The organism is Desulfotignum phosphitoxidans DSM 13687, assembly GCF_000350545.1.
Lineage (GTDB): Bacteria > Desulfobacterota > Desulfobacteria > Desulfobacterales > Desulfobacteraceae > Desulfotignum > Desulfotignum phosphitoxidans.
Genome location: NZ_APJX01000010.1, coordinates 100,222 through 123,724, shown reverse-complemented (window position 1 = coordinate 123,724; position 23,503 = coordinate 100,222). Strand labels below are relative to the sequence as shown.

Sequence of the window (23,503 nt, the reverse complement as noted above, 5' to 3'; positions counted from 1 at the left end):
ATTGGCACCAGAAACCAACCAAACCAGATTGTCATATGCAGAAAGCAACAGTTCAGTTGTCTTTCTGGTTGGTTGTCCTGCAGCCTTTCCGGCAATCTTCAATTTTTACAGGGTCAATCAATACTTGCCCGCATCCCCATACGCATAATTCAAGCGCTTTGTCCCGGTCTCTTCCTCTTTGGATACGATATTGGAGGTAGCCATTACACCCCACCTTCTCCTGATAGGGCAGGGAAGAACAAAAGGTCTGGAACAAGACGTCCCTGAATGGTCCTCCCGCCTGACTCATGCCGGTAATCAGAAAAACAGAAAGAAGGACCCCGAATACCAGCGCATATTTTATTCTTTTATTGCACAAGATGCCTACCTCCTTTTCAACAGCATTAAATTGGTGAGAAATTGATTTTTATAGTTCAGTTATAAAGGCTTGCTGGAAAACACTAAAAGCCCTGATTCTATAGATGGTGATCCCACCGGGATTCGAACCCGGGTTACCGGCGTGAGAGGCCGGCGTCCTAACCACTAGACGATGGGACCACTGTTGAAAAAATTATTCCTATACCGGAACGGGGAAAAAGTCAACGAAATTTATGCGGTAAACGACTTTTTCCGGCCCTTTCGATAGCCGAAAATCAGATAGATGAGCCATCCGATCAATGGGATCAGTGCGATAAAATGCCACAGGATTTTGATTTTCGGGGAACCGAAATCTTTTTTTATAATATCCACTAAAGCCAGCATGGTCAGGCCTAAAGAGATGCCGAAAATCAACAGGATAATCAGAATGATGTTGTTCATGGGTATATTTTTCAGCCTTCCTTGAGCCGGTCCGATATTTTCATCAGGGTGTCCACATAATAGTTGCTGTGGTTATAGCGAAACAGGACTTCGTGCTGGCGCTGCCGGGAGATGCCGGGGTCCCATCCATGATGTTTGAGATAATTGGCCACGGAAAATATGGCATCACTGTGATCAAACAGATCGATGCTGTCGTCATTGTTGCCGTCTTTTGCCAGAGTCAGGGCATTGGAGGGCATGAATTGGGGGATCCCCATGGCACCGGCGTAAGAGCCCCGAATGGTTTTAGGGTCAACGCCTTCGCGGTCCGTGTATCGGATCAGGGCTTTGAGTTCTTCATATCCCCACTTGGCGCGCAGGGTCACTTTTTTCAGAAAAGTGTCTTTTTCCGGTTTTTTCTGATCCGGGATGGCATTCCAGATGCGTTCCCGCAGGGTCTCATCAGTCAGAGATGCCATGGTGGCCAGGGTATTGATGACCGTCTGGTTGCCCAGGTAGTTGCCCAAACGGGTTTCCACCAGCAGAATGGCGGTGATCACGGTTTTGTCCACACCATATATTTCCTGGGCCTGGTCCAGGGCTTTTTTGTGATCCGCCATGTATTGAAATGCGTTGGCAATGGAATCTTTGGACAGGAACTGGTCATAATTCAAGCTGGATTCGGAATGGACGAAAAACATGGAAACCCCGGCAGGTGAGAATGAAACCGTGTCTTTTGTCAGAATGTTTTGAATTTTTTCCGGGGCAAATCCATCCTTGATCAGCCGCTGCTTCAGCGCATCAAATTCATTGCCCGCGGCAGGCTGCTGGGCAATGACGCAGGGAGCCAGACAGAACAGAACAAGCATGAAAAAGAAACATCTCGTAACATGTGCGCGGATATCAGGCAGAATTTCCATATAACGGCAATGCCCCTTTGAATAATTTCATTAAAATGTTTCTCTTATATCGTATTTTTCAGGGGATTGCATTAAAAAAAATGCCGGAAATGATCGGGCACCAAAAGATAAGGACAAAAGGGGTATCATTGCCTGAATGATACCCCTTTTGTCAAAGAAACGTCTAAATATCGAAATACAGATAGAACTCGTGGGGATGGGGCCGGCTGATCACCGGTTTGACCTCGTTGTTCATTTTATAGTCGATCCAGTGTTCAATCACATCTTTGGTGAACACATCGCCTTTGAGCAGATATTCATGATCCTGTTTGAGTGCCTCAAGTGCTTCTTCCAGAGAACCGGGCGCAGATTCCATCTGTGCCAGTTCCTCGGGCGGCAGGTCATAGATGTTTTTATCCATGGGATCGCCCGGATCCAGTTTGTTCTGAATGCCGTCGATCATGGCCATGGCAATGGCGGAAAACGCCAGGTACCCGTTGCAGGAGGGATCCGGGGTCCTGAATTCGATGCGTTTGGCCTTGGGAGAATTGGAATACATGGGCAGACGGATGGCCGCACTCCGGTTCCGGCTGGAGTATGCCAGGTTAATGGGGGCCTCGAATCCGGGCACCAGCCGTTTGTAGGAGTTGGTGGTGGGATTGGTGATGGCGCACAGGGATTTGCAGTGCTTCATGATTCCGCCGATGGCCCACAGGGCTTCGTCGGACAGACCCGCGTATTTGTTGCCCGCAAACACAGGGTTCCCGTCTTTCCAGAAACTCATGTGGGTGTGCATGCCCGTGCCGTTGTCTCCATAAAGGGGTTTGGGCATGAATGTGACCGTGTGATCGTGCTTATGGGCCACGTTTTTCAGCACATATTTGAACCAGGCCAGGCTGTCTCCCATGTTCACCAGGGAATCGAACCGCAGATCGATTTCCGACTGTCCGGCAGACGCCACTTCATGGTGCTGGCACTCCATGGCAATACCTAAATTCTCCAGGGTGAGCATCATCTCGGTTCTCATGTCCTGATACTGGTCGGCCGGGGGCAGAGGGAAATATCCGTGTTTGGGTTTGATTTTATATCCCAGGTTGGGCATTTCATCCGTGCCCGTGTTCCAGTGTCCTTCCGGGGAATCGATCTCAAAAAACGCGGCATGGGGTTCAGACGCATACCGGATATTGGAAAAGATAAAAAATTCCGGTTCAGGCCCGACAAAAATAGTATCACCCAAGCCGGTGGTTTTCAGGTATTGCTCGGTTTTTTTGGCAATGCCCCGGGGGTCCCGGGAATAGGATTCACTGGTGATGGGATCATGGATGTTGCCGATGACGGCCAGGGTGGGCACTTTGAAAAACGGGTCCATTCTGGCGGTTTCAGGTTCCGGAATCACGATCATGTCGCTGTTGTTGATGGCCTGCCAGGCCCGCATGGACGAGCCGTCAAAACCGAACCCGTCTTCGAACGCAGCTTCAGTGAATTCACTGACAGGTACTGAAAAATGCTGCCAGGTGCCGATGAAATCCATATACCGGATGTCGACGACTTTTGCATTGTTTTCCTTGGCCATGGCGATTACTTCTTTGGGAGTCATGTGTTGTCCTTTCGGTTTTAAATTTATAAGAATAACAGTGTGTTCATCCGGTTACAAAGCATCTGTGTCGGTTTCTCCGGTTCTGACCCGGAGGGCTTTTTCAACGGGGAGCACAAAAATCTTGCCATCCCCGATTTTGCCGGTGTTGGCTGCATTGCGGACTGTTTCAATGGTTTCTTCGGCCCGCTCATCCGACACCACGATTTCCAGTTTGATTTTGGGCACAAAATCCACCACATATTCCGCGCCGCGATAGATCTCTTTGTGTCCTTTCTGCCGGCCGTAGCCGTTGACTTCGGTGACGGTCATGCCGTAAATACCGATTTCACTGAGTGCTTCTTTGACATCGTCAAGCTTGAAAGGCTTGATCACCGCTTCAATTTTTTTCATTTCATACCTCCTTTGCATGTAGCTGGGGGAGCCGATCCAATATGGCTGTTTTAATCTGTTTGAGTTTTTCGGGATCCTGGATTTTCTGATCATCTTCCAGGCTCCGGACATAGAAAATATCCATGATCTGATCCACCTTGCTTCCCACCATGGCCACATTCACATTGACACCGCAGCGGTAAAGGGTGTTGGTGATGGTGAACAGCAAGCCGGCAAAATCATAGGTCAACACTTCAATAATGGTGAAAAAGCTGGATGTGTCATTGTCGATGCGCACCTGGTTGGGTTCGGGGCGCCTGCCCGAAGCAATGGTGATGTGCGACGGGATTTTCTCCACCACTTTATCCAGAAAATGATCATCCGCCAGCGCCTGGGACAGATCCTTTTTTGCTTTTTCCCATTTTTCTTTTTCAAAGATCCGGTCACTGGGCGCCATGACCTTGAAGATATCCAGAATATGGGTGTCTCCTAAAGGATATGCCTGGGAGGCCACAATATTGATGCGGTTGAGAAAAAACACGCCGGCGATTTTGGAGTAAAATCCGGGTTTTTCCCGGCCGCAGATGGATATTGTACGGATATCCGAGTCATCTTCATGGGAAATCTGCCAGATAAACTGCCGGTTGCCCAGGTTCTGATACAGTTTGATGTGATCGGCGATATGAATGGCCGGCATATTGAGCAGATAGCGCTTTGACAAGGCATCCAATTGTTTGGATGTATCTGTTTCCTGCCAGATATCTCCCAGCAGAGCCGTCACTTCTTCTTTTTTGCGTTGAATCAAACGCTGGGCTTTTCTGGATGCCAGTTCACCGGTTTTCAGAATGCGCATGGTTTTCATGAACAGATCTTTTATCAGGTTTTCCGTCCATTCGTTCCAGGCTTTGGGGCCGGTGGCCATGGAGTCTGCCACAGTGAGCAGAAACAGCATGCGCAGCAGCCGGATTTTGCCCACTTTATCCGCAGTATATACAGCGGTTTCCTCATCAAACACATCCCTGCGGGTGGCGGTTTTGGCCAGCAGCAGGTGATGGCGGATCAAAAACTGGGCATCAGCCGTTTCAGCCGGTTTGAATCCCAGCCGTTCCAGAATGGGACGGGCAATCTCAGCCCCGGTGTTGGAATGTTCTTTAGCCGGATCGGATTTGCCGATATCATGGAGCAGGGCCGTGACCCGCAACAGATTTTTGTTTCTGATTTCCTTGTAGACATTGGCATACAGGCTGGTGTTGATGTCCGTGCCCGGTTCCCTGAAGCTGTTGATCACCTGGACACAGCGGATGGAGTGTTTGTCCACGGGGAACAGATGATAGTGATTGTATTGAATTTTATTGCGGATGGCATGATATTCCGGGATGATCTGTTCCAGTATGCCGGTGGACAGCATCACGTTCAGCACGTTGAACTCCCAGAAGGACAGGGCCAGGATCTGTTTGAAGATTTTGATGTTGTCCGGGTCTGACCGGATGTCATCATCCACCAGATGAAGGAATTCCGACACCACGCGTCTGGCTTCAATGGACAGGGGAATCCTGCGCCGGCCGCTTTCCAGAAAAATTTTGAGCAGCAGTTCCGGACGTTGGAGAATGACCACGGTATTGGCAAAATACAGCCGGCGCCTGCGGATGATCAGTCCGCTGGTTTGGGTCAATCGGGGTGTGGCGGATTCCTTTCTGATGCGGCTGCTGGTCAGGATGTCTTCAAACGTGATCTGATTGATCTGCTTGAGGAATTCCATTTTTGCATGCAGATCTCCCAGAAAGATCTCCACATCCGGCTGCCCGCCCTGATTGGTGTAGTTGAGCCGTTCCGCCATTTCCGTCTGATACTCAAAATGAAGGGTGTCGCATTTGCGGCCCGTGATATGGTGAAGCCAGTTTCTGATCCGCCAGATGTAATTCAATGCTTTATCCAGGGCCCGGTATTCAAAATGAGACAGAAACCCGTAATATTCCAGATCCCGGCGTTCCTTGATATTGGATTTGATTTTGGCGTACCACAGCAGGGTGTGGTAATCCCGCAATCCGCCGAATCCGGATTTCAGATCCGGGGTGACCAGAAAGGTGGAATCCCCAAAATTTTCCAGCCGTTTGATGCCGTGTTTGAACAGATAATCCAGGGTCTGTTTGTAATACCGGGTGGAAAGCCCGTGCCTGAATTTTTCCATGAACCGGGAGTAGATCAGAGAATTGCCGCAGATAAACCGGGCGTCCAGGACCGTGGTTAAGATATCAAACCGCTCAAATGCCATGTCAATGCACTCATCCATATGGCGCACCGCATAACCGACCTCAAACCGGGCATCCCACAGCGGATAGACGATTTCCTGAACAAATGCCTCAACCTCCGGGGGCACGGTGTCATCAAAAAGAATGAGCAGGTCGATGTCGGAGTGAATGCATTGTTCTTTTCTGCCGTATCCGCCTAAAGCGATGACCGCAAACGACTGGCCGGAAATGACCATCTTCCGGGCCGTAATGCTTTTTTCATACACAGTGAAAACATATTCATCCAGAACCCGGGTCAGATTGCCCAGAAGATCCGGTTCGAGATCCGCCAGAAACCGCTGGACCAGATGTCGTTTTTTTTCCAGCATTTTACGGACCGGGGTATTTGATATGTGTGTCACGGTTTTCATGGTCTTTGAAATCTAAGCAACGGTCGTGCCATCCTTTATCCGGTAACCGGTTCTCCCGCATGTTTCGGGAATTTCCCAAATAATTTCAACAAAAAAAATACACAGCAGGTATTAAATAACAAAAATGTCTGTTAAAGGTCAAATGAAATTACATTTTTGTTGAACAGGCCTTGGAAAAGGGTGCGGTCTCATGCTTGTTTTAAGAAGATGTGCCGGAAAATGAGGATAGATGCGCAGCCGGGTAACAGAACGGCCCGGCTGTCAGATTGAAGAGAGATTTTCAGGAAAACAGGTTATTCTTTGTCAATTTTCTCCGGTTCTTTGTCTGTATCTTCCAGAGGTTCTTTTGTGGCTTTTTTGAAATTTTTTATCCCTTTGCCCAGTCCGGCACCGATTTCAGGCAGTTTGCCCGCACCAAAAATGATGAGGATGATGACAAGGATAATTATCAGTTCCGGCATTCCGATTCCACCAATCATGGGACTCTCCTATTTATTTCATGACCGTCAATATTAATTGAAATCTCTTAACACTAAGCCGCATCAGTGTCAATGGTTTAGAATCTGCGGGCTTAAAATTAAAGTTACGTTTTTGTTTTTAAGTGATTTGCAGACCCGGATTTTTTATAAATTCCTTGTGAAAAAAAAGGATTTGCTTCATATTTTTACCGTGTATGCGTTTAACTTTTGGATTTTCGGAGAGAATGACCCATGAATGAGAATATGACCCAGGAATTTCAAGGCGCCACCAAATACGTGCTGGACCAGGAACTGGCCTCCATTGTCAACATATCCATGCGGCTGGAAATGCCGCTGCTCCTCAAAGGAGAGCCGGGCACCGGCAAGACCATGCTGGCCTATGCCATTGCGGAAAGTCTGGATATGCCCCTGATCGTTTTGAACGTGAAATCCAGCATGAAACTGGTGGAGGCCCTGTATCAGTATGATACCTTAACCCGGCTCAATGATTCCCGGTTCGGGGATTCCAAACGGGATGTGAGCAATATCAATGAATATATCAAAATGGGCAAGATCGGACAGGCGTTTGTGGCGGCCCGGCGCACCGTGCTGCTTATCGACGAGATCGACAAGGCAGACACCGATTTTCAGGATGACATGCTCGATGTGCTCGACCAGATGCAGTACGATATCATTGAGACCGACCAGACCGTCAAGGCCGCTCACCGGCCGGTGATCATCATCACGTCCAATGCCAAAAAAGACCTGTCGGACCCGTTTCTGGGCCGGTGTAATTTCCATCATATCGCGTTTCCGGATCCCAAGATGATGCGCAAGATCATTCATGTGCATTTTCCGGATCTGGATGAAAAACTGGCGGATAATGCCATCAAGGCGTTTTTCAGCATGCGGGACATTGACGGCATTGAAAAGAAACCCGCCACCAGGGAGTTGATCAACTGGATTAGGGCCTTGAACGCGGACCCGGATTTCCGGGTGAAAGACCTGATCAACGGGAAACTGCCCTTTCTCGGCGTATTGTTCAAAAAAAGTCCCGATTATGAACGGGCCCAGAATTTAACGTCTCGAAAACGCTTGTTTTAAGGGGTTGTCCCCATGTTTGTAAAATTTTTCTATACCCTTAAAGAGGTCGGCATTCCCGTGTCTCCCACGGCATTTCTTACCTTGCAGAAAGCCCTGTATAACGGCATGGTGGCCGGTCTGGATGATTTTTATACCTGTGCCCGGGCCATTCTGGTGAAAAGTGAACGGTATTTTGATCTGTATGACCAGGTGTTTGCCCATCATTTTGAAGGGATTCCTTTACCGGATGATGAGGGATTTGAGATCGATGAAATTGCCAGAGGATTGCTGGATGAATGGCTTAAAAATCCGAAAATGGTGGCGGATGCATTAGGCATCGATGAGGACAAACTCAATAAAATGACACCGGATGAGCTGATTGAGTATTTCAAAAAACGGCTCAAGGATCAGGACGGACGTCATGACGGGGGCGGCAAATGGATCGGCACGGGCGGATATTCCCCGGTGGGCCATTCCGGATATCATCCAGGGGGCATGCGGGTGGGCGGCCAGTCTTTGAACAAATCTGCGGTCAAGGTGGCCAATGAGCGACGGTACAAGGATTACTCCACGACCGGCCCATTGACCCAGGCCAATATCGGCGAAGCCTTGAAACGGCTGCGCAACCTGGTGCCGGCCGGACCCAAAGATCAGGTGAATGTGGATGAGACCATCAGAGAAACCATGCGCAACGCCGGGGAGATCGAGCTGGTTTTTGACCGGGCCCTCAAGGACCGGCTCAAGGTGATTCTGGCCATCGACAACGGCGGCTGGTCCATGGATCCACACATCGATATCGTTCAGACCCTGTTTGATTATGCCAGAGCTCAGTTCAAGGAGATCAAGACCTATTTTTTCCACAACACCATTTATGACTATGTGTGGGAGGATCCGGCCCGATATAGGAAACCCAAAAAAATTGTGGAATTCACCCGGAATGATCCGGAAACCCGGCTGGTCATTGTGGGGGATGCCAGCATGGCACCCTATGAGCTGATGGCCCATGACGGTTCCATTCATATCAGTGAGCGCAGCGGCCGGCCCAGTATTCAGCAGCTCAGATTTCTGGCCGAAACCTTCCCCCACAGCATCTGGCTCAATCCCGTGCCCGAATCCATGTGGGGATATACCCATACCATCATGACCATCAACACCATTTTTCCGATGTTTGAGCTGTCTTTGGACGGCCTGGAAAAAGCGGTGACAAAATTGATGGCCAAAGATTAGATGAAGCGGGTCAGGTAAAATTTGTGCTGAAAAACCGGTTGGTATTGTTGAAAATGGTAACGGCCAGGTCTTCGGGGTCCTGGTTCCGGACCCGGGCCAGGGTGGTCAGCACGGATGCCACAAAAGCCGGCTCATTGCGGCGGACTTTATTTTTCTGGGGGGCCGGGGTCAGATAGGGGGCGTCGGTTTCAATGAGAATCCGGTCTTCCGGAATCAAAGGCGCCAGTTCCCGGAGCAGCCGGCCCCGCTTCTGGATGGTCAGAATCCCGGTGATACCGATGTGATACCCTAAATCCAGGTATTGGAACATCTCTTTGCGGGTGCCGGAAAAACAGTGGACCACCCCTTTTCTGGAGGCCGGACCCTCGGATTTGACAATCTCATAAAACCGGCCCATGGAATCGCGTTCATGAAAAATCAACGGCAGGTCCAGTTCTCCGGCAATGGCCAGCTGGGCTTTGAGGCAGGCTTCCTGATCTTTTTGAGGGGAAAACATGCGGTTGAAATCCAGCCCGGTTTCCCCCCAGGCCTTGACACAGCCGTTTTCTTTTGCCAGGCAAATCAGACCGTCCAGGATGTCCGGGGCGCAATGGGCCGCATCATGGGGATGAATCCCCACGGCGGTAATGACATTGTCATATCGGGCGGCAATATCTATGGCTTTCCGGGTCATATCCGCATTCACCCCGGCAATGGTCATGGCAAGGACCCCGGCGTTGCGTGCCCGTTCAAACATGGCATCCATGTCTTGCTCAAAACAAGGGTCATCAATATGGCAGTGAGAGTCAAATAATATCATCACAGGTATCCTTATGGCTTTAAATACAAAGCCTTCACTGTTTGGAAGAAGCCGGGTTACGGGTCCAGTGAAGGCTTGGGTGTAAGAAAAACTGTTTTCAGCACTCCTTGACACATTCTGTATATATCAGTAAATTCGGCCTCAGTCAATCAAAGGGACGTGGGGGTGTGTCAATTCAAACACGGATGGATTGGAAAGATCATGAACCTGGACACGGGAAAAAACGCCATTATCCGGCTGTTCAATGTCACCAAACACTATGGGGGCAAACCGGCATTGCACAATGTGTCCCTGGACATTGAGCCCGGTGAGTTCGTGTTTATCTCCGGACCGTCCGGTGCCGGGAAATCCACGCTGCTCAAAGTGCTGTACCTGGCAGAAACCTTGTCTGACGGGCAGATTCTCATCGATGGCATGAATCTTTCCAGGATATCGCCGGCCCGGCTGCCTTTTTTGCGGCGGCGGTTCGGCATGGTGTTTCAGGATTTCAAGCTGATCCCCACCCTTAACGTGTTTGACAATGTGGCGTTAGCCCTGGAAGTGGCCGGGAAAAACCCGTCATTTATCAGAAAAAAAGTCAGGCATGTACTCAGGATCACGGGTATGGAAAAAAAAGCCCATATGCTGCCGCCCACCCTGTCCGGAGGCGAGCAGCAGCGGGTGGCCGTGGCCCGGGCCGTGGCCGGAGATCCGGATATCATTCTGGCGGATGAGCCAACGGGCAGTCTGGATCAGGCATCTGCCCGGCGGGTGCTGGAGATCCTTTTGGCATACCACAAAAAAGGGGGCACGATTCTGGTGGCCAGCCATCATCTTCAGCAATTGCAGACCGTGGTGACGGGCCGAAGCATTGTGCTGGAAAAAGGCCGGCTGATATCCGCCACCCGCCTGGAGCCATACGCCATATGAAGCAAAAGGGACCGTGTATGTCATGATCCGTTATTTTTATAAAGCCCTGGCAGATATCCGATCCAACCGGTTTTTAAATCTGATCACCATGGTGACGATTTCGTTGTCCATTCTGATGGTCTCTTTGTGTCTGCTGTTTTTTGAAAACCTGGGCCGGATCATGGACGGCTGGAGTCAGGAAGGCCGGGCCATGGTGTATCTGGTGCCTGAATTTTCCACACAGATGCGTCCGGAGCTGGCATCAGCCATCACGCAGATGGACGGTATCGTCCGGGTCACATTTGTTTCAAAAGACCAGGCCCTGGCGCGTCTGAAAACACAGATGGCCGGGGCCACCCGATTTCTGGATACACTGGAAGAAAATCCGTTACCCCATGCGTTTGAAATTCAAATACAGACCCGGGAAGGGTTTGAGCCCATTGCTGCCGTTGTCCGGCAGATCGAGTCCCTGGACCTGGTGGAGAGCGTGGAATACGGTCAGAAGTGGCTGGCCCGGATGCTTGATTTATTTCAATTGTTCCGGCTGACCGGGTATGTCGTGTGTGCGCTGTTTTTATTGATCGCTTTTTTTATCACTGCCAGCACGGTGCGGCTGGTGTTTCATTCCCGGCAGTCGGAAGTGGAGATCATGCGGCTGGTAGGGGCAACCGACCGGTTTATCAAAATGCCGTTTTATGTGACCGGGCTGATTCAGGGAGCGGTGGGCGGCATTCTGGGATTGCTGATTCTTTTTGCAGCCTATCTGGCCGTATGTTCGGGCATTTCCCAAAGCATGGGGGATCTGTTTCATCTGGATGTCCGGTTTCTGTCTGTTACCGCCATGGGGGGAATCTGGGTTGTCAGTACATTTTTAGGATGGTTCGGATGTTATCTTTCCTTAAGACAACTGTTAAAATAATTCTGGTGTCAGGCGGTCTGATCTGCGGCCTGCCGATCGGTTTGCCGGCAGACACATTGGATTCTCTGACACAGGAAAAGCAAACCATTGAAACCCGTATGCACGCAGAACAGTCCCGGGTTCGTGAGTTCTCCCAAAAAGAAACCCGATTGATTCAGGATCTGGATGCCATCGATTACCGTCTGAATCAGGCCCGAATCCGGGTGAAGATGCTGTCATCCCGGATCAGAGAACTGGAGAAAACCATGGTGGCTTTCCAGGCGGACCGGCAGGAACTGTCCCGCCGGATCGATGACCGTCGGACATATGCCCAGAATCGTCTGGCTGCGCTATACCGGATGCATGCGGCAGGCCGCCTGAACATGATGGCACGGCCGGCCACGGTGTTCGATTTTCTGGTGAACCGGCGGGCCATGGAACAGGTGGTGGACGCGGATTATGAAATCATCGGCAATTTGAACAAGGACCTGTCTCAAATCAGGGCCCTTGAAGCCCAGATGACTGAACAGAAAGCCGCCATGGATAAGCTTGAGCAGGATCTGGCCCAAGAGATCCAGATCATGACCCGGACGTCTGAAAAAAAACAAACCATTCTGCATGCCGTCCAGAATCAGAAAAAAATGGCCCATGCGGCCCTGGCATCCTTGAAAGAATCAGCGGATGCGCTGGACCGGCAGATTGCCGGTTTTGAAAAACACAGAAAGTCCGACCGGGATATGATTGTGTTTTCCTGCCAGAAAGGCCGCCTGATGCCGCCGGTGGCCGGAAAAATCATATCCCGGTTCGGAATCAGACAGTCCGGTGATTACAAATCCTTCACTTTTCAGAGTGGAATTGATATAAGAGGAGAACAGGGTGAACCGGTCCGGTCTGTATTCAGGGGCAATGTCATCTTTGCTGAATGGCTGAAAGGGTATGGCAATATGGTTATTATCAACCATGGAGAAAATTATTATACCCTGTATGCCCATTTACAGGAAATGTTCAAGAAAAAAGGAGATCCCGTGAATGCCGGAGAAGTGATCGCCACCTTAGGTGATACCGGATCTCTGAAAGGCGTGTGTCTTCATTTTGAGCTCAGGCATCATGGCAAACCCGTGGATCCCTTGAAATGGTTAAAAAAAGGAGCATAAAAAAGTCATGACAATTCGATCTTTATCCTTTCCAAAATGCCTTGGAACCTTATTGTTCCTGGGGCTGATATATCTTTTTGTCCCGGTGGCCCATGCCGAGACCGATCCCCCTTATGAATCGCTGAAACTGTTTGTGGCGGTTCTGGAGGAACTGGAAAACAATTATGTGGAGGATGTGGATGCAGACACCCTGATACACAACGCCATCAAAGGGATGGTGGAGAATCTGGATCCCCATTCCAGCTTTATGCCGCCCCAGGCGTTTGAAGACCTTCAGGATGATACCAAAGGGGAGTTTTCAGGGATCGGTATTGTGATTACGCTCCAGGACGGCATTTTAACGGTGGTGTCTCCCATCGAAGGGACCCCGGCCTATGATGCCGGGATTTATGCCGGGGACATCATTGTCAAGATTGATGGCGAATCCACCAAAGGCATGGCATTGTGGGAAGCGGTGAATCGAATGCGCGGTCCCCGGCATGAAGAAGTCATGATTACCGTTATCCGGGAGGATGAGCCGGCGCCCATGGAATTTACCCTGAAACGGGATCTGATTCCCATGACCAGTGTCAGATCGGCCCTGTTGGCTCCTGGATACGGATATATTCGGGTCACCAATTTTCGGATGAATACCCATGAAGAGATGGGGAAACAGCTGGAAGCGATTGAAGCAGAAGCATCTCCTTTGAAAGGGCTTGTGATCGACCTGCGGGACAATCCCGGGGGACTGCTGGACCAGGCCATCAAGATGGCGGATTTCTTTTTAAATGCCGGGACAATTGTTTCCATCAAAGGGCGGGACCAGAAAGACAATCAGGACTATCAGGCCCATCCGGGCCGATCGGATAAAAATTACCCCATTGTCGTGCTGATCAACGGCGGATCTGCCTCTGCATCGGAAATCGTGGCCGGCGCATTGCAGGATCATGCCCGGGCATTGATTCTGGGAACACCGTCTTTTGGGAAAGGATCGGTCCAGACGGTTCGTCCTCTGAAGGATGGATATGGGTTGAAATATACCATTGCAAGATATTACACACCCAACGGCCGTTCCATTCAGGCCAAAGGCATTCAGCCGGATGTCGAGGTGGATCCCGGGATTCTGGAAGAAACCCGGAAAAAAGCCTCTGCATTCGACCGGATGATAAAGGAGAAAGATCTGCCGCACAGCCTGAGTCCCGAAGATACGGAAGAACCGTCTGCTAAAGAAACAGTTCCGGATGCATCTGAACAACAACGTCAGATCAAGGAATCGGCCAAGCTGCTTCAGGATGTTCAAGTGAAACGGGCCCTTGATATTCTGATCAGTTACGGGGTGTTCAGTAATCTCAATGACAAGTAAAAAAACGTCTTCCCGAAAAACAGCGGGTGCTAAAAAAACAGCCGTTGGCAAAAAACCGGCAGCTGCCAAAAAACCGGCCGGGAAAAAAAAATCAACTGCGTCCAGGCGCAAAAGCGGCAAAAAACCACCAACCGATCTGAGGTCTCAATTGAAAAAGATCGGGATCGGATTGATGGTACTGGTGGCAGTGTGTCTGACCGGGGCCATGGTGGCGGATCTGCTGATTCGTCAACCCAAAGCGCCTGTCCGGGAAAATACAGCCACCCGGACCACTGAGTCGCCTGAAAAAACAGAACTCCCGAAAAAATCATTGCCTGGAGACCCAACTCCCCAAGTTGTCAAGGATATTCAAGAAGCGGATCATATCACACCGCAGTCCGGGTTGATGGAAAAAAACGGGCATCCGGTCCTGTATGAAGTGTTTGAAGAAACCGTGCCTCCTCCCCGACCCGGAGCCGATCATCGTCCGGTTCCTGAAAGCGGTGATGGTCTGTATGAAATCGCCCTGATTATCGATGATATCGGATATGATCAAAAGATGGCCATGGCTTTGTATGCGCTGGAACCCGATATCAGTTTCTCGGTTCTTCCCTGGTCTCCCCATGGCCGGGCCATTGCAGGAATACTCAGGGAAAAAGGGGCATTGATCATGCTGCATCTGCCCATGGAACCGGTCCAGTATCCGGATGTGAATCCCGGTCCCGGGGCCTTGCTTACAAGCATGTCTCCGGATATGCTCATTGCGCAACTGGAAAAAAATATAGATGAAGTGCCCGGGGCATCCGGGGTCAACAACCATATGGGCTCCCGCCTGACCGCCGAAGCCGGCCAGATGTATCAGGTATTTACCATCCTCAAGAAAAGAAATCTGTTCTTTGTTGATTCCATGACCGCACCCAAATCACAATGCCGGGCAGCGGCCCGCCTGCTTCAGATACCGTTCAGTGAGCGGGACGTTTTTTTAGACAATATTCAGGAACAAGCCTATATTACCGGTCAGTTTGCCCAGTTGAAAAAAATTGCCCGGAAACATGGAAGTGCCATCGGTATTGGTCATCCCTATCCCGCCACCCTGAAAACCTTGAAAGCTGAACTGTCCAAAATTAAAGGGGAATTTAAAATTGTACCTGCCAGCCGGATGGTGATGATCCCCGGCTGATCGACAAGGAGAAACCAATGACGCAGATCTGGAAACAACCTTTGAATCTGGCACCGTTTGCACCGGTCATCGATCAAACCATTGTGGGCCATATGGGCATTGAATTTACTGAATTCGGGCCGGATTTTATCTGTGCGGCCATGCCCGTGGATCACCGCACCATTCAGCCCATGGGGATACTGCATGGCGGCGCGTCCGTGGTGCTGGCTGAAACCCTGGGCAGCGTGGCATCGTATCTGGCCCTGGACTCGGATCATTATTCCGTGGGACTTCAGATTACCGCCAACCATCTCAAGCAGGTGCGCAAAGGAAAAGTGATCGGCACGGTCCGGCCGGTGCATCTGGGCCGCACCACCCATGTCTGGGACATCATTATTGAAAATGAGGCGGGTGAACCCGTGTGTGTGTCCCGGCTTACCATGGCAGTGATGCCGGTGGTACAGCCGGAATAGCCGGGATCGGCGGAATCCCTGCCGGTTTTTCGGCATGCCCGTTGTCAAATGGCAAAGGACAGGGGCAATCATGGCAAGAGCCCGCCCCCGCCATCGGCCAACATCCAATACTCACCTGGTATTTAAATCAAGGCTTGACAGATCGATGTTTTGTAAGTAAGTTTCACTCACCTTTGGCTGGAAACACGACTAAAAGAAGGGCAGGCATAATGAAAACACCCGCCAGAACCGGTCCGCCGGGAAAAATAAAGATCATGACCGCGTTTTCCCGTCTCATGGAAACCAAGGATTTCCAGTCCATTACCACAGCGGAGATCGCCGGGAATGCCGGGGTGACCGAAGGGTTGATCTATAAATATTTCACGGACAAAAAAGACCTGCTCCATCAGGTGCTGCATCAGCATTTCGCCGCGTTTCAGGCCGGAATTGAAGCCGGTATCCAGGAAAAACAGACCTGTATCGGGAAGCTGGAAGCCATTATTTTTGCCAGCCTGGACAGCTATACCCACAACCGGGTACTGGCCCGGATCCTGCTGCTGGAAGTGCGCAATTCCCTGTCCTATTTTGAGTCCGGGGCCTATGCCATGGTGAAAATATATGCAAGAACCATTCTGGATATCATCCGGGAAGGCATGGAAACAGGGGAACTTCGGCCGGACATGGATCCTTTTTTGTTGCAAAAGGTCATTCTCGGGGCCATTGAGCACACTTGCCTCAAACAGGTGATATTTGACAAAAAAATGGATGTGACCGCCGCAGCCGGCGGCATTGTGGACATTATATTCAACGGAGTGAAACATCATGGATGTCATTGAAATTGACGCGATTCTGGCGGCCGCAGCCCAAAATAATCAGTCTGCACTCACGGAAGCCGATGCCAAACGGATTTTCAAGGCGGCCGGCATGCCCGTGGTTTCGGAAATTGCGGTAAAAACCGCACAAAAAGCAGCGGATGCGGCCCGTGAACTTGGATTTCCCGTGGTTCTCAAAGGATTTGGTTCAACGATTTTGCATAAAACCGAAGCCGGGCTGGTCTGTCCGGGTCTGGCCACGGCTGCGCAGGTTGAGACGGCGGCCCGGAAAATGACAGATCGGGCCGGCAAGGACCTGGAAGGATTTCTGGTACAGCCCATGGTCCAGGGAAAAAGAGAGCTGGTGGCCGGTATGTTCAGGGATCCCCAGTTCGGGCCGGTGGTTATGTTCGGTCTGGGGGGCATCTTTACCGAAGCAATTAAGGCGGTGGTGTTCAAGATCGCGCCGTTGACGGATGCGGATATGGACGACATGCTGACTTCTTTTCCCGGTGCGGATCTGCTCAACGCATTCCGGGGAGAATCCGCCTGTGATTTGCAGACATTGAAAACGGTCTTAAAAGGACTTTCAGATCTGGCGCTTTCCCGGCCGGAAATTCGGGAAATCGATATCAATCCTTTAATCATTGCGCCGGACGGCCGGCCGGTGGCTGTGGACGGGCTGATTGCCCTTCAACACGTTCAAAAAACAGAAATTTTCCGGCACCCCGTAGATCTGAAAACCCTGGGCGCCTGTTTTTATCCGGAAACCATCGCTTTTGTGGGGGCATCGGCCACCATCGGCAAATGGGGCCATATGCTGCCCACCAACACCCTGTCCCGGGATTACAAAGGCCGGATCTATCTGGTGAATCCCAAGGGAGCGCCCATCATGGGCCGGCCGGTATTCCGGTCGGTATCAGATATTCCTGAAGATGTGGACCTGGCCGTGGTGACCGTGCCGGCCCGGCATGTCAAAGGACTGATCCCCGAGCTGGCTGCCAAAAACGTCAAAGGCATGCTGCTGGTCACCTCCGGGTTCCGGGAAGTGGGAGAAACAGGGGCGGCCCTGGAAAAAGAGGTGGTGGATGCTGCGGCACAAGCCGGTATTCTGGTGCTGGGACCCAACACCATGGGGCTGTGTAATCCCCATGTACAGCTTTACTGCACTGCGGCCCATGCGTATCCGCTGCCCGGGTCCACGGCCCTGGTGTGTCAGTCCGGGAATATGGGGACCCAGCTGCTGGCGTTTGCTGAACAGCAGGATATCGGTATCCGGGCTTTTTCCGGATCCGGTAATGAAGCCATGGTCACCATTGAGGATTACATGGAAGCCTTTGAAATCGATGCATTGACCCGCACCGTGGTGCTGTATATCGAAAGTGTCAAAGATGGCCGGCGGTTTTTCAACAGTGCCCGGCGGGTGTCGCAGAAAAAACCGGTGGTGGTGCTAAAAGGAGGCCGCACCGAGCAGGGAAAACAGGCGGCCGCCAGTCATACCGGTGCCATGGCATCGAATGCAAAAGTATTTGACGCCGCCTGCCGGCAGTCCGGTATTATCCAGGTGGAACAACCTCTGGAACTGCTGGATCTGTCTGCGGTGTTTTCCTCGCTGCCGCTGCCCTCAGGCAACCGGGTGGCCATCATGACGTTGGGGGGGGGCTGGGGCGTGGTTGCTGCCGACCTTTGTGCGGAGCACGGGCTGATTGTGCCGCCGCTGCCTGAAGAGATTATCGACAGACTGAACAGGGTACTGCCCGATTTCTGGAGCCATGGCAATCCCGTGGATATCGTGGGAGAAGGAAACCCGGATATTTCTAAAAATTGTCTGGAAGAACTGCTCAAATGGGACGGGTGTGATGCGGTCATTCACCTGGGAATCCACGGCAAACGGGTCCTGGTCAACAATATGGTTCAATCGGTTTCCAATACCGACCCGTCCATCACTGCAGATCAGGTGGCGAATTTCAAACAGGTCGTGCTGGAAATCGAAGAAGATTACACCCGGTTTGTGGTGCAGATGACCCATACATACAACAAGCCGGTGCTAGGAGTGAGCCTGTTGACGGATGGCGCCAGCAAAACCCTTTACCGGTTCGATGATCTGGATTACAAAGGCGTGTTTTTCGCTTCTCCGGAACGGGCGGTAAAATGTCTGTCTGCCATGCATCAATACCAGGAATGGCGCCACAAACAAGGGTAAAAAGATCCCGGTTGAAACTTATCCGGTTTTGTTCTAAGGTGTGATAATACAATTGTGAACCCGAAATTTCAGGAGAAACGTCCATGCCATCCCAGATAACCACAGCCACGTTTATGAAAATGAAACAGCAGGGGAAAAAAATCACCACATTGACCGCGTATGACTATCCTTTTGCAAGAATACTGGACCAGGCCGGTATTGATTCCATTCTGGTGGGGGATTCTCTGGGCATGGTGGTCCAGGGCAGAGAAACGACATTGCCCGTGACCATGAATGAGATGCTGTATCATACGGCCATGGTGGCCCGGGCCTGTCAACGGGCTTTGGTGATCGGAGACATGCCGTTTATGTCCTATCAGGGCGCTTTGAATGATGCGGTTCAGAACGCCGGCCGGTTTTTAAAGGAAGCCGGGGCGTCTGCCGTAAAACTGGAGGGCGGGGCTGACGTGTGTCCGGTGATCACGGCACTGGCCAAAGCCGGGATTCCGGTGCAGGCCCATATCGGCCTGACACCCCAGTCGGTTCACCAGATGGGCGGTTTCAGGGTACAGCGGGACGAGGAGCGGCTGCTGAAAGATGCAAAGGATGTGGAAGCGGCCGGTGCGTTTTCCGTGGTGCTGGAAGGAATTCCGTCTCCCATATCTGAAAAGATCACCCAGGCGTTGAAAATCCCCACCATCGGTATCGGGGCCGGTCCCCATTGTGATGGTCAGGTGCTGGTACTCCATGACATGCTGGGAATCAATGACCGGTTTCTGCCCAAATTCGTGAAAAAATATGCGGATCTGGCCGCTGCGGCGGGAAAAGGAGTGGCCGACTATATTGAAGAGGTGCAGCAGGGCCGGTTTCCCTCGGATGAATATGAATACAAATAAAGCCCCAAAACGGTTCTGCATCATCGGTTGCGGCCGGGTGGGCATCAACCTGGCGGTGTTTCTGGCACGCCAGGGATATTGTCCCGGGGCATTTGTCAGCAGAACCCGGGACTCGGCCCAGAAAGCAAAGGACTGGGTCCAGGGCGGGACCGTGTTCAATGATCCGGCAAAAGCAGCCAGAGACTGTGATCTGATATTTATTGCCACGCCGGATGTCCAGATCAAACCGGTTTGTGACCAGGTGGCGGCGGCCAAAGGATTTGATGCGCACAGTGTGGTGTTTCATCTGTCCGGGGCCCTGTCATCGGATATTCTGTCGTCGGCCCGGGAAAAAGGGGCTGCCACGGGATCGCTTCACCCGCTTCAGTCGTTTGTGCCGTATGCACCGGATGCGTCATCCCCGTTTCAAGGGATCAATATATCCATCGAGGGCACGGATCGGGCACAGACCATGGGTCAGCAAATCGTGACCCAGTTGAAGGCCCGGCCCTTTACCATCCCCACAGATGCCAAAACCCTGTACCATGCCGCTGCTGTGGTGGCCTCCAATTATCTGGTGACGGTGGAGCATTTTGCCCTGACCCTGCTGGGAAGTGCCGGTCTGGCCCCGGACAAGGCCTTTGATATTCTGGCGCCTTTGATCCAGGGCACTTTGGGCAATATTGCGTCCCAGGGCAGTGTCAATGCCCTGACCGGCCCGGTGGTCCGGGGCGATGAAACGATCATCGCCCGGCACCTGGCTGATATTGATAAAAAAATGCCCCGATATTCAGATCTTTACCGGCTGCTGGGTCAGCACACGCTGGAGATCGCCAGAATGAGACCGGATTTTCCCCGGGCCGCTGACCCGAAACTGACGGATCTGTTGAAAAAAACGTCTGACTGACGTTCTGTTATATCTTGTTCAGTACCAGCGGGGTCTGCCCTGATTTTTCAAGCGTCAGGTTGGCCTGTTCCAAAGCGGTTTTGCTGGAGATGACCGAAACACCCGCCTGCCTGCCATCCAGGTCAAAGTATTTTTGAGCGATGGCTTGGACCCGGTTTTTGTCCAGCTGAAGCAGCTGATCCTTGAACTGCCGGCGGATTTCGTCGGTGAGCCGGGCGATATCCCGGTAAAACGCTTTCATGGCGGCCGGTCCCGGGGTTTCCGGTTTATCGATATCAGAGCACACCTGAAGAATGGCTTCCTTGACATCGGTCTGGGTGTAATCTCCTTTCATGATGTATTCACAGGCTTTTTGGTAGACATCCAGGGTGCGTGTGATATGGGGATCCCGATAGGAACCCAATGAGAAGATGCCTTCTTCGGAATTGTAAATGGCAAATCCGCCGTATGCCCCGCCTTTTTCCCGGATTTCCCGGTGCAGAAACAATGCCCGCAGAATTTTACTGATCACGGACAGACCCGGGGCGTCTTCATGGGTGATTCCCACGGTTTTAAAAGACTGGCCCACAAACGAGACCGCTGTGTTGGTCATCCACCCGTCCCGGGGGGCTTGCGTGTCTCTGGGAATGTCCGGGGTGAAAAATGCCGGCCTGGATCCGTCCGGCAGTGCGACAAGCATCTGTCCGATGGCCTGATCCGCCTGCTGGATGGCATCCAGACTTCCGATAACGGCCGGTTTGAAATTGTCTTTGCGTAAGATTCCCCCGGCCATGGTATTCAGGTTTTCCGCCAGTTGTTCCATCACCGGTTGCGCTGTCTCTGGATCCGTTATGTTCTGAACGATCTGTTTAATGGTCTGGTACTGGGCAATGCCGTGCCAGATTTCATTGATGTGGGATGCCATGGACAGATGCCGGGATGACAGGGAAATGGCATACCGGTGACCGGTGGCGACAATGGAGGATTCCATGCCGGCTTGGTACTGGAGCAGCAGATTTTTCAACCGTTCCAGATCAGTGAATCCATAAGTCAGAACAAATTCCTTTACAATGTCGAACAGATGGGGAACGTTCCGGTCCAGCGCTTTTCCCTGGAGCGCCAGAAACACATGGGAATCCGCTTCCTTGTCAAAATAGGTGCCGGAAAAAGGAGACAGGGTCACCCCGCCGGTGTACCGGTCTATTTTTTCCGCCATCCGGATATAGGATTGACGGGCGGTTCCGCTGTGGGTAAACGCCTGACAGAAAAAAGGGACCAGGGGAAACAACGATGTCGCCACATGACCGGCCCCCATGGGGCAGGTGAAATACAAAATGCCGGAAGTGGCCTTGTCATAGCCGGCCGCATGTGTCACCCGGTCCAGTTGGTCCGGAGAGATCATCTCAATTTCCGGTGGCACGTCCGTTAATTCCAGTGTGGGAAGCACGGACAGATCTTCCTGCTGCTCCTGTATTTGCTCCAGCTGAGTTGCATCCTGTTTGATTTTTTCCAGATCTTGTTGTGACAGATTCTGATATATTTTTGTCAGTTCTTTTTTGATCTGGTTTTCCGTGGTTGATTCCAGGTCCGGGTCAGGTGCCAGGGTAAACAGCACCCGGTGGGGGTTGTCAATAAAATAGGTTTTCAACCGTTCTTCCAGAAATCCGCCTTTGGCAAGGGCCTGTTGCAGCCGTTCCAGGTCTGCGTCAATGTTGATGCAGGACACGGGATCTCCGTCATGGATCAGATTGCCGGTAAAGGAAAGCAGCAGTTTGATGCCAAAAGGATACGGAGTGTTGGTGATCTCTTTCCTGTAAAATTCGATCTGGTGAATGGCGGATTCAACCAGATCCGGGGCAATCCCTTCTTTTACCAGCTTTTCAAGGGTTGAAAAAACAATGGATTCCACCTGGGCCACGGCACTTTTTTCTATGTCTTTGAGCCCGATGGCAAACATGGCATCCCGGTTGTCGGGTTCAAATCCGGACGCGTCTGCCAGTGCAGATCCCAGGTTGGAATCGATGAGCGCTTTTCTTAACGGAGATGCGGCATTGCCGATCAGAATCTGTTCCAATACAGTGAGTACCAGCACTTCAAATGCATCTTTGGCATCGCAGGTGAGCCAGGCCACACACCCCTGATATTTTTTATCCATTGTGTCGGTATCGGAATAGGCATATGTGTATGTTTCCTGTCGAGGAGTCTGCCACCGGGGCTGGGCAGGCACTGAGGAATCCACGGACAAAAAATCGAAACCGTGCAGCACCTTGTCATGGATGAACGCCAGGGTTTTTTCCAGAGGCAGATTTCCATAGGTGTAGAACTGGGCGTTGGAAGGATGGTAGTACCGGCTGTGAAAGCGTTTAAGATCCTGCCAGGTCAGTTTCGGGATTTCCAAAGGATCCCCGCCGGAATTGTTGCTGTAGGTAGTGTCCGGATACAGGCTCTGGAGCAGTGCCCGCCCCATAACTTGCGAGGGTGAGGACATGGCGCCTTTCATCTCATTGTATACCACACCTTTGTACACCAGTTCAGGATTCTGGGATGGGTCTATATCCAGGCGGCTTCCTTCCTGTTTAAAGCTCAATTCATCGATTTTCGGGAAAAAGGCGGCATCCAGGTACACATCCATGAGATTAAAATAATCTTTTTCGTTCTGGGTGGCAAACGGATACATGGTCCAGTCGGATGCGGTGAACGCGTTCATAAATGTGGACAGACTTCGCTTGATCATGGAAAAAAACGGATCACGGACATTGAAATGGCGGGATCCGCACAAAACGGTGTGTTCCAGTATGTGGGCAACCCCGGTTGAATCAGTGGGAACCGTTCTGAAAATAACGCTGAAGGTGTTTTCCTTATCCTGGTTGGCAATATGAAAATGCCGGGCCCGGGTTTTGTCGTGCACCAGCTGTATTAATGTGGAATCAATGATGGGCAAAGGGGTGACGGCGACAACTTTGTAATTGTGAATGCGCTGGCCAGGGGTATATGTGTGACAGGTCATA

20 protein-coding genes and 1 tRNA gene are annotated in these 23,503 nt (G+C 51.4%); 12 read left to right on the top strand and 9 right to left on the bottom strand.

Going from position 1 to position 23,503, the window contains the following annotated elements; all coding sequences use genetic code 11:
* Positions 1–462: 462 nt before the first annotated feature.
* From DPO_RS18850 to tatA, 7 genes are all read right to left on the bottom strand, one after another.
* Positions 463–537: transfer RNA gene (locus tag DPO_RS18850), tRNA-Glu, on the bottom strand.
* Positions 538–588: 51 nt separating this feature from the next.
* Positions 589–798 carry a PLDc N-terminal domain-containing protein gene (locus DPO_RS18845; protein WP_006967924.1) on the bottom strand — a complete coding sequence of 70 codons (210 nt, stop codon included), beginning with the start codon at positions 796–798 and terminating at the stop codon, positions 589–591.
* Positions 799–809: 11 nt separating this feature from the next.
* Positions 810–1,646, bottom strand: a complete 837-nt coding sequence (locus tag DPO_RS18840) for a lytic murein transglycosylase (protein ID WP_236609997.1) — start codon at positions 1,644–1,646, stop codon at positions 810–812.
* Between the two features lie 214 nt (positions 1,647–1,860).
* Complete coding sequence (glnA, locus tag DPO_RS18835) at positions 1,861–3,273, bottom strand: type I glutamate--ammonia ligase (protein WP_006967922.1); 1,413 nt, start codon at positions 3,271–3,273, stop codon at positions 1,861–1,863.
* A gap of 51 nt (positions 3,274–3,324) precedes the next feature.
* Positions 3,325–3,663 (bottom strand): P-II family nitrogen regulator, encoded by a 339-nt coding sequence (locus tag DPO_RS18830; protein ID WP_006967921.1) that lies wholly within the window; start codon positions 3,661–3,663, stop codon positions 3,325–3,327.
* 1 nt (position 3,664) lies between these two features.
* Complete coding sequence (glnD, locus tag DPO_RS18825) at positions 3,665–6,292, bottom strand: [protein-PII] uridylyltransferase (RefSeq protein WP_236609996.1); 2,628 nt, start codon at positions 6,290–6,292, stop codon at positions 3,665–3,667.
* Between the two features lie 302 nt (positions 6,293–6,594).
* On the bottom strand, positions 6,595–6,780 hold the full coding sequence (gene tatA / locus DPO_RS18820; RefSeq protein ID WP_006967919.1) for a twin-arginine translocase TatA/TatE family subunit: 186 nt from the start codon (positions 6,778–6,780) through the stop codon (positions 6,595–6,597).
* A gap of 231 nt (positions 6,781–7,011) precedes the next feature.
* Here tatA and DPO_RS18815 point away from each other — a divergent pair, with 231 nt between their 5' ends.
* The gene (locus DPO_RS18815) at positions 7,012–7,863 is read left to right on the top strand and encodes an AAA family ATPase (protein ID WP_006967918.1); all 852 of its coding nucleotides are present in this window, start codon (positions 7,012–7,014) and stop codon (positions 7,861–7,863) included.
* A gap of 12 nt (positions 7,864–7,875) precedes the next feature.
* Positions 7,876–9,069, top strand: a complete 1,194-nt coding sequence (locus DPO_RS18810) for a vWA domain-containing protein (RefSeq protein ID WP_006967917.1) — start codon at positions 7,876–7,878, stop codon at positions 9,067–9,069.
* A gap of 10 nt (positions 9,070–9,079) precedes the next feature.
* Here DPO_RS18810 and DPO_RS18805 read toward each other — a convergent pair whose 3' ends face one another.
* Positions 9,080–9,868 (bottom strand): TatD family hydrolase, encoded by a 789-nt coding sequence (locus DPO_RS18805; protein WP_006967916.1) that lies wholly within the window; start codon positions 9,866–9,868, stop codon positions 9,080–9,082.
* A gap of 201 nt (positions 9,869–10,069) precedes the next feature.
* Here DPO_RS18805 and DPO_RS18800 point away from each other — a divergent pair, with 201 nt between their 5' ends.
* The 10 genes from DPO_RS18800 (at position 10,070) to DPO_RS18755 (ending at position 20,516) form a co-directional block, all read left to right on the top strand.
* Entirely contained in the window at positions 10,070–10,777 is a 708-nt protein-coding gene (locus DPO_RS18800) for a cell division ATP-binding protein FtsE (protein ID WP_006967915.1), read from the top strand.
* Between the two features lie 22 nt (positions 10,778–10,799).
* Positions 10,800–11,675: a permease-like cell division protein FtsX gene (ftsX, locus tag DPO_RS18795; RefSeq protein WP_006967914.1), complete on the top strand. Its 876-nt coding sequence runs from the start codon at positions 10,800–10,802 to the stop codon at positions 11,673–11,675.
* Positions 11,642–12,808 carry a murein hydrolase activator EnvC family protein gene (locus DPO_RS24145; RefSeq protein ID WP_006967913.1) on the top strand — a complete coding sequence of 389 codons (1,167 nt, stop codon included), beginning with the start codon at positions 11,642–11,644 and terminating at the stop codon, positions 12,806–12,808. The genes ftsX and DPO_RS24145 overlap by 34 nt, the downstream gene beginning before the upstream one ends.
* Positions 12,809–12,815: 7 nt before the next feature.
* The gene (locus tag DPO_RS18785) at positions 12,816–14,150 is read left to right on the top strand and encodes a S41 family peptidase (RefSeq protein ID WP_006967912.1); all 1,335 of its coding nucleotides are present in this window, start codon (positions 12,816–12,818) and stop codon (positions 14,148–14,150) included.
* Positions 14,140–15,309: a divergent polysaccharide deacetylase family protein gene (locus tag DPO_RS18780; protein WP_040012085.1), complete on the top strand. Its 1,170-nt coding sequence runs from the start codon at positions 14,140–14,142 to the stop codon at positions 15,307–15,309. The genes DPO_RS18785 and DPO_RS18780 overlap by 11 nt, the downstream gene beginning before the upstream one ends.
* A gap of 17 nt (positions 15,310–15,326) precedes the next feature.
* Complete coding sequence (locus DPO_RS18775) at positions 15,327–15,761, top strand: hotdog fold thioesterase (protein WP_006967910.1); 435 nt, start codon at positions 15,327–15,329, stop codon at positions 15,759–15,761.
* A 209-nt stretch (positions 15,762–15,970) separates the two neighbouring features.
* The gene (locus DPO_RS18770; RefSeq protein ID WP_006967909.1) at positions 15,971–16,576 is read left to right on the top strand and encodes a TetR/AcrR family transcriptional regulator; all 606 of its coding nucleotides are present in this window, start codon (positions 15,971–15,973) and stop codon (positions 16,574–16,576) included.
* Positions 16,563–18,755: an acetate--CoA ligase family protein gene (locus DPO_RS18765; RefSeq protein WP_006967908.1), complete on the top strand. Its 2,193-nt coding sequence runs from the start codon at positions 16,563–16,565 to the stop codon at positions 18,753–18,755. Before DPO_RS18770 ends, DPO_RS18765 begins: the two co-directional genes overlap by 14 nt.
* A gap of 83 nt (positions 18,756–18,838) precedes the next feature.
* Positions 18,839–19,630, top strand: a complete 792-nt coding sequence (gene panB / locus DPO_RS18760) for a 3-methyl-2-oxobutanoate hydroxymethyltransferase (RefSeq protein ID WP_006967907.1) — start codon at positions 18,839–18,841, stop codon at positions 19,628–19,630.
* Complete coding sequence (locus DPO_RS18755; RefSeq protein WP_006967906.1) at positions 19,617–20,516, top strand: Rossmann-like and DUF2520 domain-containing protein; 900 nt, start codon at positions 19,617–19,619, stop codon at positions 20,514–20,516. Before panB ends, DPO_RS18755 begins: the two co-directional genes overlap by 14 nt.
* Positions 20,517–20,523: 7 nt before the next feature.
* Here DPO_RS18755 and DPO_RS18750 read toward each other — a convergent pair whose 3' ends face one another.
* Entirely contained in the window at positions 20,524–23,502 is a 2,979-nt protein-coding gene (locus DPO_RS18750) for an insulinase family protein (RefSeq protein ID WP_006967905.1), read from the bottom strand.
* Position 23,503: the final 1 nt, after the last annotated feature.